Below are 13,171 nucleotides of genomic sequence, written 5' to 3'. Positions count from 1 at the left end.
CACTGGCTATTTTTACTGGGAATAAAAGCGATGCACGTGGTGGCATAGTCATTTCAGAGGGAAAATCGTTGAGCTGGTGCCTTTAGGGCAAACACCCATTCGCCCTATTGATGAAACTTTTAATGCTCAAAATTTAGTGGTTATTTCTGAAATCATTATTAGATGGCATACATTTTTTCGGGATTCATGATAATTAAGCCCAGATCACCAGTATGGCGGCGATAACCACCAGCAGTAAGCCCCAATGTTCCGCTTTTGCCAGTTTTTCCTTAAAAAAATAGGCAGAAATTAACAGGCTAAACAAGATTTCAATTTGTCCCAGTGTTTTTACAATGGCCACCGATTGCATGCTCATGGCAGTGAACCATCCCAAGGACGCAATAAAACTGCACAGACTGACTTTGAAGGTTAAGCCTAATCTTGCCCACATGGCCTTTAAGGTCTGGCGACTGAATAAACCTAAATAAATCAGCATACTGACACATTGAAAACCAATAATACTGAGCAATACCCACGCCGCCCGATGAATAAAGGGCAGTTGTGGCAATTCCAGGCTGGCTTCACGAACCAGTAGTGAGGTAATGGCAAAGCACAGGCCACTGCCTATACCGATCATTAATGTCGGCATGGAAAGCTTTTCCGCTCTGGATCCTTTACTGAGTAAAAAGACTGCCAAACCACCTAAGGCTACCCCAAACCATCCCAATGCACTTAAATGATCACTCAGCAATGAAGCGCCAATCAGCGCGGCTAAAATGGCTTCACTCTTGGACAGTCCCACACCGATAGCATAGTTTTTTTGTTTAAATAATTGCACCATTAATGCAGTGGCAGCAATCTGGCTGATCCCGGCAATGACAATATAAATGGCATAACGTGGTGTAAAGCTAACCGGAAGTGGTATGGGCTGACTCTGATATAAAAAGGTCAAGTAAAGAATGGCTAAAGGAAAACCAAAAATAAATCGCGCCAGTGTTACTCCATAGACATCAACAGTGGTACTCAGTTGCTTTTGAAATGCATTACGCCAAGCCTGCATAAATGCAGCCATCAGCGTAAACAGAATCCATGTGGATGCCATCACTTGACCTTATTAAAGCTATAAAATGTAAGTAATTTACTCCCTCATCACCAACTTGACGAATCATTTTTTCTAAAAAAAGATTTTAAGTTTTCATCAGTTCTTTGCAGCATACGATAATCAAAAGCCCTTTATGATGAAGGGCTTTTTGGCTGAACGAGGAATTAATCCAGTGGATTACCCACAATATTACTGATAATGCCTTTCATGATATGCGGCCCCTGCTCTTTACGGAGTTCTTCATACCACTCTTTGGTGATTTGCTTATCTTTCATATGCGTCACATCGCAACGTTTACGTGCACGCAGCACCAATTCATTGGCACGTTCATTACGCTTGTTTTGATAACGCTTTAAAGCGTCTTCCAAGCCCAAGGTGTTAATTTGCAAAGCTCGAGATAAATAAATCGCATCTTCCATCGCCTGGCAACCACCTTGGCCAATATCCGGCGTGGTACTGTGCGCAGCATCACCGACGATCACCACACGCCCTTTATAAAATTGTGCAAACGGTTCAATGTCATGAATTTCCACACGATTGGTTGTTTGCTCATTTATATTGTCAATTAATTTTTGAACTTGCGGACACCATCCTGTGAAATATTCTTTTAACAAAGCTTTATAATTACTACGATTATTCTCTAAGCCCACGGGTAAAGGTACATCAAAGAAAAAATAGAAACGATGATCAGCCACTGGCATTAACGAAACACGCTTGCCCTCACCGACATAGGTGGTCCATTGATCAGCAGGTGCATAATCCTCTGAAATTTCAACTAAACCATTCCAGTTGACATAACCCGCATAACGGCGCTCAACCTGTTCGCCCAATACATAAGCCCGGGTAATTGAATGTGTACCATCCGCACCGACCAAGAGTTGTGTTTGTACTTGCGTTCCATCTGCAAATTGCACTGTGACTACATCATTGGCTTCTGTAAAGGACAACATTTTTTTGCCCAGATGAATATTTTCACGGCCGAACTCATCCATCAGCATGTTTTGTAAATCTGAACGCGACACCGGATATGGACGTTGTCCAACTTCTGCTATGAGGGGATGCAAGCTGAACTGTGTCATCACGTCACCTGTTAATCCATCCATATAGGCCAAGTGATCCATTTGCCCACCCAGTTTCGCGACCTGATCAGTTAATCCTAAATAATTTAAACATTTAACCCCATTTGACCATAAAGAGATGGCTGCTCCCATAGCTAAAATTTGTTCTGCTTGCTCATAGATGGTGACTTGGTGTCCAAACTTTTTTAGTGCAATTCCTGTGGTTAAACCGCCCATACCTGCACCAATAATTATAATTTCCATCTATAACTCCTTTGTATATTTAAGTATCTGCACCACAAAATGCTAAAAACGTGCCATTTTTTTGATAACGCACTTAAAAATTTCAAAAGTTGGCACAAGCTGTGCTTCTAAACATATGTAAAAGCTTGTTTTTATCAATTGTTCAAAATGAATCACCCAACAAAACAAGTCTATTCATTTAATTAATAAAGTTAATGGAAGATATTTATGGCAACTTTGTTTGCACCAATTTTTGATGCTCCTACCCATATACAGCAACTGACTAATCTGGCAGATGACCGAATTGGTGCAGAAATCATTGCTTGTTCTGATGATTTTTTTGCTGAAGCAAAACGCATGTTGCAATTCACTTCTCCAGTATTTGTAGAAGATAAATTTGATGAACATGGCAAATGGATGGACGGCTGGGAAACCCGCCGTAAACGCCATGCAGGCTATGACTGGGCCGTTATTAAACTAGGTGTGGCAGGAAAAATTAAAGCACTTGATATCGATACCACTTTCTTTACAGGGAACTATCCGGCTTCTGCTATTGTAGAAGCATGCTATGCACCAGATGGAGAACTGAGTCATATAGAATGGCAAAATATTTTAAAAAATAACCTTCTAGGCCCAAGTGACCATCACATTTTTAATATTGATACCGAACAGGTGTTTACCCATATCCGTTTAAATATTTATCCAGATGGCGGTGTGGCACGTTTTAGAGTCTATGGTGAAGTGCAAATTCAAGTAAAAGATGGTACTCAAACTCTGGATTTATTAGCTTTAGAAAACGGTGGTCGCGTGATTGCCTATAGTGATGCGCATTTTGGTCATCCGCGCAATCTGATTAATCCGGGTCGTGGCATTAATATGGGAGATGGCTGGGAAACCAAACGTCGCCGTGCACCTGGTTTTGACTGGTGTATTCTGGCTTTAGGTCAAAGTGGCCATATTGAAAAAATTGACATCGATACCGCACACTTTAAGGGAAACTTTCCTGCACAAGTGTCCATCCAGGCGATTTACGTAGAAGATGCAACAGACCAGCAGCTGATTCCGCAAAGCATGTTCTGGCCTTTCCTGCTAGAAGCGCAAGATATGCAAATGGACCATATTCATTCTTTTGTCGAGGAAATCTTAAAGCAGGAAAAAATTTCCCATATCCGTATCAACATGATTCCTGACGGCGGGATCAGCCGGATTCGCTTATGGGGTAAAGTCGCTTAATCGATATGAATACTATGACCATGCAAACGATAAAAATACAGCCTTTAGATGCGGAAAGTTTTGCGCCTTATGGCGAAGTCATTGCGTGTAAAGGCAATGACTTTTTTCATATCAATGATCAACATACCGAGCGTTATCATGCTTTGGCTGAAGCACAAACCGATGCAAAAGTTGGACTCAGTATTTTTAAGAATATTCAAATCACTGAAATTCCTTTTGAAATTTCAATGCTCGAAAGACATCCCCTCGGTTCACAAGCTTTTATTCCGATGCAGGGACAACAGTTTTTGATTGTGGTCGCACCGAGTCTTGATCATGAAAAGCCAGATCTGAACCATATTCAGGCATTTATTACGAATGGTTCACAAGGCGTGAATTATCGTGCCGGGACATGGCATCATCCCTTACTAACTCTTGAAGCACCCAGTGAGTTTGTGGTTGTTGATCGTATAGGAACAGGACCGAACTGCGATGTTTACTCTTTTCCAGAAAAAATTCTTATAGAACGCTAAGCCAATTAAAAAAGCCCTTGTGAACAAGGGCTTTTTTAATATTTAGCCATAACTCTGCTTAGAAGTGATATTTCACTAATGCACTGACGTTGTTTTCATCAGCATTTGGAATGCCATATTTGTTGTTCCATACAGAGTGTTCGATACCTAGATATAAATTAGTATCAGGAGAAATATGTTTACCTACATTCCATTTCCACTGCGTGGTCCAGTTCATCTCACTCTTATGATCGTCTTCTTCTGTTGACCAATCCAGGAAGCCATCGACCAGGAATTCTTCAGTACCCAATTTGAATGGCACACCATAGGTAAGGGTCAATTGATAGTCATCATCAATGTTTTCATTGTTTGCACGGTAAAGATTGATGCTTGCGTAACGGAAATATGGAATATCCAGATCGAAACCTACACCATATAAGAAGTTATCAAAACCTTCTCCACCTTCCCAAGTGGTCGAAATCAATACATCTTTCACAGGACCGAACGCAAGTTTTTGACCTGATACTTCACCTAAGCTTAAACGCGGTGACAATTCAAAATAACTTGATTTACCATCATCTCCACCACGCATGCGGTCAACAAAGAAGAATACATCTGCATATTTAACTTTTGCTGTATATTCAAGCGTTAAAGTCGTTTGCTTCTCGTCTACAACTTCATAATTTTCCCCATAAAGACCAGACACGCTGAAGTCTTGCCAGATTGGTTTTGCTTGTGTAGATACAGCACCTAATGCGAGTAATGTTGCAACAGTAACTTGAGTGAATTTCATAAATAAGGTCCCCCAATAACGAATAAAATAATCACGTATTAAATAAAGCAAAAACAAAGCCAAGTTTTTAATTGTTGGTATAAAAAAGCCCATAGATATGGGCTTAAATGTAGCCTAAACATTTACAGAATTAATGTTGTGTATCTACCGCTGCTTTAGAGCCGACAGATGGATTCCCTTTAAACACATTCAGGTGATTAAACAGAAGATTAAGAATAATCGCCATCAAGCAGGTAGAGCTAATACCTGAGTGGAATAAGGTTTGCACCCATTTGGGGAAATTTGCATAAAATGAATGGTCAATAATCGGGATCATGCCTGCAGCAATCGCAGTTGCCACAATAATCAGGTTTTTTTGTTCATTGTAATCAATTTTAGCCAGAGTACGGATCCCACTCGCTGCCACAGTACCAAAAAGTACCAGACCTGCACCGCCCAATACGGGAACGGGAATGGCGGCAATTAAACGCCCCATAACGGGCAACAATCCCAAGACCACTAAAATCATGCCGCCTGCTGCCACCACAAAACGGCTTTTCACCCCGGTAATAGCGACCAAGCCAACATTTTGTGCAAAAGCACTTTGCATGAACGATCCAAAAATAGGTGCAACAGCACTCGACAACATATCGGCACGTAGACCATTGGAAATACGTTCCGAGTCCACTTTTGTTCCGACAATTTCACCGACCGCGATAATATCAGCCGTAGTTTCAGTCATGATCACCAAAGTCACAATCAGCATGGAAATGATAGCGGTTAGCTCAAAGGTTGGCAGTCCAAAAGCAAAGAAACTCGGCACTTGTACCCACGCTCCATTGGCCACTTTAGAAAAATCACCAAAGCCAAAAATATAGGCAAGAATGCTACCCAATACGATGGCAAGTAAAATAGATAAACGACGGATGGCCGGATTACGGGTTAAATTCAGGCATATCACAATGGCCAAGGTCATCAGTGCAATGCCAATATTTTCTACACTACCCCATTCTGGCGCTTTGCTGTTACCGCCCATCATCCAACGTACCGCCACCGGCAGTAACGACAGACCAATCACGGTAATCACGCACCCCGTTACAATGGGTGGGAAAAAACGGATAATCTTGGAAAAATAAGGCGCAAGGAAGAAACCAATTAAAGATGCAATGATTACTGCCCCATAAACTGTTGATAATCCTCCACCTGTCGTCACAATCGCCACCATCGTCGCAACACCGGCAAAGGACACACCTTGAACCAGCGGTAATTTGGCTCCGATATATTTCACCCCAAGAGTTTGCAGAATTGTGGCCAAACCGCCGACAAATAATGCAGCAGCAATCAGCAAACCTATTTGATAAGGTTCCAGACCTGCTGCTGTTCCCACGATTAATGGTGGCGCGATAATTCCGCCATACATAGTCAACACATGTTGTAAACCATAGGCTGCACTTTTGCCAGCGCCTAAATATTCATGTTCTGGTGAAATTGTTTTGCTTTGTTCTGTCATTCTTTTTCTCTCCCTCAAAGTCAAAAATAAAATCAGCTTCCGCGATATGTGGAGTATGCGAATGGGCTAATCAGCAAAGGAATATGAAAGTGCTGCGATGCATCTTTCACATAGAAATGAATGACTGCTTTGGGAAAGAAGGTCTCTAATCCCAAGCCTTCAAAATAAGCAGAGGTGGCAAATTCAAGACTATAAGCCCCTGCCTTAAATTCAGTGAAACCAAAATCGGTCACCCGGCCATCCGTATTGGTCAATGCTTCACCAAGTAAAGTGCCATCTTCGGAAAAAAGTTTGATCGCGACTTTTGCCGCCGGTTTACCCAGATGGGTATCTAAAATATGGGTGCTGATCATGCTTTAAGCTCCTGAGACAGTCTTAACAAGGCAATTTCAGCCAGTTGATTGTGGACAATGCGTTTTTCAATCTCTGGATCATTGACCAAACGATATTTCAGCGCTTGAAGCACGTCTTCGCTGGTTAAACCAAAGGCTTTAATCAGGAAAATATGGCCATATTTTTTTTCGTAGGCAATATTGCCTTTAAGCAAAGCGAGCTGGGTTTCTTCATCCGCTGTAATGGATGATTGCTCACGGTTAGAAAAGTTCTTCTCGATTTCACTCAATTCAGCCTGTGCTTTTTTCTCGCCAATACGCGGATGATTATCCAGAGCCGCTTTAATTTCGTCCCATGTCCAGGTGGCTGCCTGTTGTTTGGCTGACTGCATAACCGCTTCAATTGATGCATAAGGGCGCTTGGCTGCAATCTCGGTCGACCAGCTGGGTATTTGCACACAGTGCTTTAAAAAGCTAATGGCATCTTGTGGTGATGCTTGATTAAATTCAACGAGTTGCACTATTAAATCGCCTGATTATATTGAATGTTTGTTCAAAACTGGTTTTGCAATAACAATGCCAAATTTGATTTCTCTATTATTTTTATAAACTGCATAAATCAAAAAAGAGAACCCAAGGTTCTCTTTAAATATGTTTTTTTGATTATGGCGCGTGGTGTTTATACCAGTGCTCGGCAATATCACCACGTCGGCAAATCCAGACCTTGTCATGACTTTGAATATAGTCGAGGAACTTTTGTAGGGCTTTAAAACGTCCCGGTCGCCCTAAAATACGACAATGCATGCCAATCGACAGCATTTTCGGTGCAGTTTCCCCTTCTGCATAGAGCACATCAAAGGCATCTTTCAGATATTGATAGAATTGTTCACCGCTATTAAAGCCACCCGTTGAAGTAAATTTCATGTCATTGGTTTCAAGGGTATATGGAATGATCAAATGAGGGCGTATTTCACCTGCGGCATTGGTCAATGTGCTCCAAAATGGCAAGTCATCGCCATAGTAGTCGCAGTCGTATTTAATCTGAGGAAATTCAGCCAGTAACTGACGCGTGTTTGGGCTGTCACGACCGGTATACCAACCCATGGGAGCATCACCAAACAATGCCTGTAATACGCTGATGGCTTGATCCATGTGTTGGCGTTCAGTCTCAATGTTCATATTTTGGTAATTCAGCCAGCGTTGACCGTGCGAAACCACATCATAATTGGCTTCTTTGATTGCTTCGACAATATAAGGATTACGCACCAATGCCATGCCCACGCCAAAAATGGTCATGGGTAAATTTCTTTTTTGAAATTCTTGATGAATGCGCCAAAAGCCTGCACGTGAGCCATATTCGTACATAGAATCCATCGACATGTGTTTATCTGGAAAGCTTGCTGCGCCAATAATGTCAGATAAAAACTGTTCCGAGCCGGCATCGCCATGTTCAACATGGTTTTCCCCACCTTCTTCGTAATTCAGTACAAACTGCACCGCAATACGAGCTTGGCTTGGCCATTTCACTTTGGGAGGTTCGCCGTGGTAGCCAATCAGGTCTCGTGAATAGGGTGCATTGCGAATGTCATCAATGAGTGCTTGGCCGCGTAAGTAGGTTGTGGTCACGTCAATTCCCTAATGTGTTATATCAAACCGTTAAATTTCTATAACAGCGATAAGCAATTTATGCGCCAAAAAAGTTCATTTAATTCTTTCTAAATTCACCTATTAGTTTTGCCAACTGTTCCATACCATCGAATGTAGTTGGGATCTTGTCATCTGATGAAACTAAGGGTGAAAAGATAATATTTTCAAATTTCTCAAACCCGGCTTGGTTTTTCTTATGCAATTTTTCTGAATCTTCTGCGTAATTATGGATAAACTGACATAGCGCCATACGAAGTTCAAGTTGCATCATTTGGGATTGTATTGAACGAACATGCTGTAATCCTACTCTCGTAAAATAAAAGAGGAAAAGTATTAAAGTTGTAATGGGCAAAGCTAAGAACCAAAGTGAAGAAAGCTTAGCTTCATAACCTGATAGAATCATAATCACAATAGCTACAATTACGGCAAGAGGAGTACAAACTAATAACGCTCCAAACATTGAGTAGCCATCTCTTCGTTCTTTTAACTCAAGTTTCTTTTGATCATAAAGTTGCTGGAAACCTTTGCTAAGCAGGACAAAGTCATAAGTTAATTTATTTTGTTCTAATCGTTCTTCTAAATCTTGAACAGCTTTTTGTTTTTGATCGAATGACTCTTCCCATTTTTCAATCTTTTTGAGTGTCTCTTCCGTACTAATAATCAATTTATTAAAATCTGAAAAATCCTTTTCTTCTAGAAATTTTCTAATTTCATTTAATTTAGAATTACTATAAATATCCTTAGTAATTCTGTATGGAAGTTCATTTAAATAATCAAAATATGTTTTGTATGTTTGATACTCATTCATTTTGAGATCATAAATTGCATCTTTAAACCTATTAAAAGCTGGATCTTCTTTATCAACTCCTAATCTAAAATAGGCTTCTTGCAAGTAAATAAATATAATTATTGAAGCAACTTTTAAAAGCTCTAATTCATCATCTTTACAATGCTTATAACACTCAACTAAGTTAAATAAATCCCATTTTCTTGTTTCAGGCAAATTTTGTTCAAGTTGATCAATCGATTCAGCGTTAAATACAAAATTAACAAGTATGATTTTTTGTGCCCAATGCTTTAAATCTGAGTCTGATTTTTCCATTGCTTGACTTGAAACAGATCTTATTCTACTAATTACATTCTGGAATTCATTTGTCTTTAATGAGAAACTCATTGATTACCTAAATTATTTTTACAAAATTAATTTTAATATTCTTATAAATCAAAAACTAAAGCAATGTAAATATAGCCCTCATCCTAACCTTCTCCCAAAGGGAGAAGGAACTTTTCCAAAATTTATTTAAATAATGGAAATTCCCTCTCCTGAGCAAATTTTAAAGCACAGCTTTAAAACTTAGCGCAAGTAAGGGTCAGGGAGAGGTCAAATCAAAATAAGAAATACCTTTGCGCCATAGGCAACACTTCCGCAGGTTCACAGGTCAAATGCACTCCATCCGCACGCACTTCATAAATCTCCGGATCGACTTCCATGACTGGTGTATAGGTATTGTGCTTCATATCGGCTTTAGAAACATTGCGGGTATTTTTAACCGGTGAAATGATTTTTTTCAGCCCTAACTTTTCCGCCACGCCATTGTTAATTCCGGCTTGTGACAAAAAGGTAATACATGTGTTATGTACACCGCGCGCGCTTGCCCCAAACATCGGACGGTAATGCACAGGCTGTGGCGTTGGAATAGAACCGTTAATATCACCCATCGGTGCTGCTGCAATCATCCCGCCCTTAATAATCATGGCCGGTTTCACACCAAAAAATGCCGGTTTCCAGAGCACTAAATCGGCCAGTTTGCCTTCTTCCACCGAACCAATCTCATGGCTTAAACCGTGGGTAATAGCAGGATTAATCGTATATTTGGCAATATAACGCTTCACACGATTGTTATCATTCGCAGCAGTGTCGCCGTCTAATGAACCACGTTGCACTTTCATTTTATGGGCGGTTTGCCATGTGCGAATAATGACTTCACCGACTCGTCCCATCGCCTGAGAATCAGATGACATCATCGCGATTGCGCCTAAGTCCTGCAAAATATCTTCCGCAGCAATGGTTTCACGGCGAATACGACTTTCTGCAAATGCGACATCTTCCGAAATAGAGGGGTCTAAATGATGGCAGACCATCAACATATCCAAGTGCTCATCAATAGTATTGACGGTATAAGGACGGGTTGGATTGGTTGAAGATGGCAAGACATTCGGCTGACCAATAGCTTTTAAAATATCCGGTGCATGTCCACCACCCGCACCTTCAGTGTGATAAGTGTGAATAGTGCGGTTTTTAAAGGCCGCCAAGGTTTCTTCCAAAAAACCACTTTCATTTAGTGTGTCAGTGTGAATCGCAACTTGTACATCATATTCATCCGCCACAGTTAAACAATTATCGATGGCCGCCGGCGTTGATCCCCAATCTTCATGCAATTTTAAACCGACCACACCGGCTTCAATTTGTTCACGAATCGGATCGGGCAGACTCAAGTTGCCTTTGCCGAGTAAACCAATGTTCATGGGTAAGTCATCAATGGCTTGTAGCATGGTGGCAATATGCCATGGCCCCGGTGTAACCGTGGTTGCAGATGTGCCTGCTGCGGGTCCGGTACCACCGCCAATCATGGTAGTTGTTCCAGACATCAGTGCCGTTTCAACTTGTTGCGGACAAATCCAGTGAATATGGGTATCAACCCCCCCAGCAGTTAAAATCTGACCTTCGCCTGCGATCACTTCCGTTGCAGCACCAAGAGGAATAGTAATATTCGGTTGAATATCCGGATTACCAGCTTTACCAATTTTCCAGATTCGGCCATTTTTCAAGCCAACATCAGCTTTAACAATGCCCCACCAATCGATAATCAGGGCATTTGTAATGACAGTGTCAGCCACTTCGGATGACAAAAGCTGCGATTGCCCCATGCCATCGCGAATCACCTTTCCACCACCAAATTTAACTTCTTCGCCATATGTGGTGAGGTCCTGTTCAACTTCGATAAATAATTCGGTATCGGCTAAGCGGACCCGATCACCTACCGTTGGTCCAAACATTTCGGCATACGCACGACGCGACATTTTCATGATTTATAAACCTATATAATTCTGATGCAATTTTTATGAATCGAGCTTACCCATCACTCGTCCTGCAAAGCCATAAACTTCACGTTTCCCGGCCAATGCAATAAGTTCAACATTTCGGCTTTGCCCGGGTTCAAAACGTACAGCAGTACCGGCAGCAATATTCAGCCGATAGCCACGTGCCGCATTGCGGTCAAATTGCAAAGCATCATTGGCTTCAGCAAAATGAAAATGTGACCCAATCTGAATCGGTCGGTCGCCTACATTGGCCACGCTCATTTTCAAGGTTTCACGTCCTACATTTAATTCAATATCACGATCAGGCGTGATGACTTCACCCGGAATCATCGACTTATCCTTATTCAAATAATCGGTTGATGGACAGTGACCAGTTTCGAACCATCGGGAAATGTCGCTTCGACTTGAACTTCAGCAATCATTTCGGCAATGCCATCCATCACATCATCACGGCTGAGTAAGGTTGTACCAAAATGCATCAGTTCACTCACGCTCATACCATCACGTGCACCTTCAAGCAGTGCCGCAGAAATATAAGCAATTGCTTCTGGATAATTGAGTTTCAAACCACGTGCTTTACGACGTTCTGCGACTAAGCCCGCAGTAAAAATCAGGAGTTTGTCTTTTTCTGTTGGATTGAGTTCCATAAACGGTTCCTAATTCATGTATTTATTACTAAGCAAAATGTGTGCAAGGTTGAATCTCCCCCCCCCAAATTCTTTTTTATAAAAGAGGTGGGCTTTTCTCCTCCCTTTGGCAAAGGTGAGCAGCACTGCTGCGCAAGGGAGGGATTTTAAGTCCGCCAGATTCTTGGAAACTCTTCGTCTAAATCAAACCAGTAACGTCTTAACCGTGCCCGAATAGCAGCAAAAGCATCATGGCACTGCCGTACATCATCACCCAAGAAACGTGCGCAAATCACATCGCCGAGTACCGTCAAAGTGACATTAATTTTCATCCGCGTGATCAGTTCACGAATCACGGCAACATATTCTTCTAGATACACAGTGGCACGATATTTTTCTGGTGCAACAGCCCAAAAGCTGCCCATGACGGCCTGACCATTCATACCCAAACATGAGCTTAACCAGCGATCATTACCGACAAAATTCAAACTGTCTGCTACCAGCAATTTATCTTCACGCAGCAGCTTAAAATGATTGCGGTATTGACCATTCGTAAACTGCTCTGCACAGGCTTGACGACCAATCACCAACATATCCCAGCCTATAAAACTTGCTGCTTTATCCAAGTGAATGGCGGTTTCAGAATGCGCATGTGCGCCATTAAACAACATGGTTTCTTGAGGCAGCCATTCGAAAATAGCGTTGTCCTTTAAGCGAATATGAATATGCTGAAAGGCCGATTTACCGTTGGTTTTGTACCATTTCCCGGCTCCGGGTGTGGTCACCAAGGCATGCGCATCGGCATCCACCTGCATATCAAAAGTTAAGTGGTCGCCTCCGGCAATACCTGCAGGAGGATGGACAATAATGGCATGACACACCCCACTCTTTTCCGGCCAAAGCATCTTTTGTACCCGAACCGGACCTGAATGTTTACGATGCGCCAAGGTCGTGCGTTGCTGCGCAGCTTGATAACGAAAACCAAGCTCGAGGCACGCGTACCAAAGCTGCGATGGGTTCTGTGCATCAGCAGTTGGTAAGATGCTCAACATATTCATAATCAATACTGCTTAACG

Annotated in this window: 14 protein-coding genes; 2 read left to right on the top strand and 12 right to left on the bottom strand. The window is 41.8% G+C overall.

Annotation, left to right across the window (positions count from 1 at the left end):
- Nucleotides 1-193: 193 nt before the first annotated feature.
- Nucleotides 194-1,081, bottom strand: coding sequence for a DMT family transporter (locus tag HLH14_RS15410; RefSeq protein ID WP_067723530.1), 888 nt, complete (start codon nt 1,079-1,081; stop codon nt 194-196).
- Nucleotides 1,082-1,245: 164 nt separating this feature from the next.
- A complete protein-coding gene (gene hpxO, locus HLH14_RS15405) occupies nt 1,246-2,403 on the bottom strand; it encodes an FAD-dependent urate hydroxylase HpxO (RefSeq protein WP_067723532.1) in 1,158 nt (385 codons plus the stop codon).
- A gap of 207 nt (nt 2,404-2,610) precedes the next feature.
- Here hpxO and alc point away from each other — a divergent pair, with 207 nt between their 5' ends.
- Nucleotides 2,611-3,615 (top strand): allantoicase, encoded by a 1,005-nt coding sequence (gene alc / locus HLH14_RS15400; RefSeq protein WP_067723534.1) that lies wholly within the window; start codon nt 2,611-2,613, stop codon nt 3,613-3,615.
- 14 nt (nt 3,616-3,629) lie between these two features.
- Entirely contained in the window at nt 3,630-4,127 is a 498-nt protein-coding gene (locus HLH14_RS15395) for an ureidoglycolate lyase (RefSeq protein WP_067723537.1), read from the top strand.
- Nucleotides 4,128-4,185: 58 nt separating this feature from the next.
- Here HLH14_RS15395 and HLH14_RS15390 read toward each other — a convergent pair whose 3' ends face one another.
- The 10 genes from HLH14_RS15390 to HLH14_RS15345 all read right to left on the bottom strand — a co-directional run bounded on the left by HLH14_RS15390 (nt 4,186) and on the right by HLH14_RS15345 (nt 13,147).
- Nucleotides 4,186-4,899, bottom strand: a complete 714-nt coding sequence (locus HLH14_RS15390; protein WP_067723604.1) for an outer membrane protein OmpK — start codon at nt 4,897-4,899, stop codon at nt 4,186-4,188.
- Nucleotides 4,900-5,029: 130 nt separating this feature from the next.
- A complete protein-coding gene (locus HLH14_RS15385; RefSeq protein WP_067723539.1) occupies nt 5,030-6,388 on the bottom strand; it encodes a nucleobase:cation symporter-2 family protein in 1,359 nt (452 codons plus the stop codon).
- A gap of 32 nt (nt 6,389-6,420) precedes the next feature.
- Nucleotides 6,421-6,741, bottom strand: coding sequence for a hydroxyisourate hydrolase (uraH, locus tag HLH14_RS15380; RefSeq protein WP_067723541.1), 321 nt, complete (start codon nt 6,739-6,741; stop codon nt 6,421-6,423).
- Nucleotides 6,738-7,241, bottom strand: a complete 504-nt coding sequence (uraD, locus tag HLH14_RS15375) for a 2-oxo-4-hydroxy-4-carboxy-5-ureidoimidazoline decarboxylase (protein ID WP_067723543.1) — start codon at nt 7,239-7,241, stop codon at nt 6,738-6,740. The genes uraH and uraD overlap by 4 nt, the downstream gene beginning before the upstream one ends.
- 142 nt (nt 7,242-7,383) lie before the next feature.
- Nucleotides 7,384-8,346: an allantoinase PuuE gene (gene puuE, locus HLH14_RS15370; protein WP_067723545.1), complete on the bottom strand. Its 963-nt coding sequence runs from the start codon at nt 8,344-8,346 to the stop codon at nt 7,384-7,386.
- Between the two features lie 79 nt (nt 8,347-8,425).
- On the bottom strand, nt 8,426-9,469 hold the full coding sequence (locus HLH14_RS16105) for a hypothetical protein (protein WP_235940531.1): 1,044 nt from the start codon (nt 9,467-9,469) through the stop codon (nt 8,426-8,428).
- 284 nt (nt 9,470-9,753) lie between these two features.
- Complete coding sequence (gene ureC / locus HLH14_RS15360; RefSeq protein WP_067723549.1) at nt 9,754-11,454, bottom strand: urease subunit alpha; 1,701 nt, start codon at nt 11,452-11,454, stop codon at nt 9,754-9,756.
- A 33-nt stretch (nt 11,455-11,487) separates the two neighbouring features.
- A complete protein-coding gene (locus tag HLH14_RS15355) occupies nt 11,488-11,799 on the bottom strand; it encodes an urease subunit beta (RefSeq protein WP_067723551.1) in 312 nt (103 codons plus the stop codon).
- A 14-nt stretch (nt 11,800-11,813) separates the two neighbouring features.
- A complete protein-coding gene (gene ureA, locus HLH14_RS15350) occupies nt 11,814-12,116 on the bottom strand; it encodes an urease subunit gamma (RefSeq protein WP_067723553.1) in 303 nt (100 codons plus the stop codon).
- A gap of 146 nt (nt 12,117-12,262) precedes the next feature.
- Nucleotides 12,263-13,147 carry an urease accessory protein UreD gene (locus HLH14_RS15345; protein ID WP_378320528.1) on the bottom strand — a complete coding sequence of 295 codons (885 nt, stop codon included), beginning with the start codon at nt 13,145-13,147 and terminating at the stop codon, nt 12,263-12,265.
- Nucleotides 13,148-13,171 lie beyond the last annotated feature (24 nt).

Source organism: Acinetobacter terrae (genome assembly GCF_013004375.1).
Classification (GTDB): Bacteria; Pseudomonadota; Gammaproteobacteria; order Pseudomonadales; family Moraxellaceae; genus Acinetobacter; species Acinetobacter terrae.
Note: the sequence above shows the minus strand (reverse complement) of the source record. Positions and strands in the feature narration are given on the sequence as shown.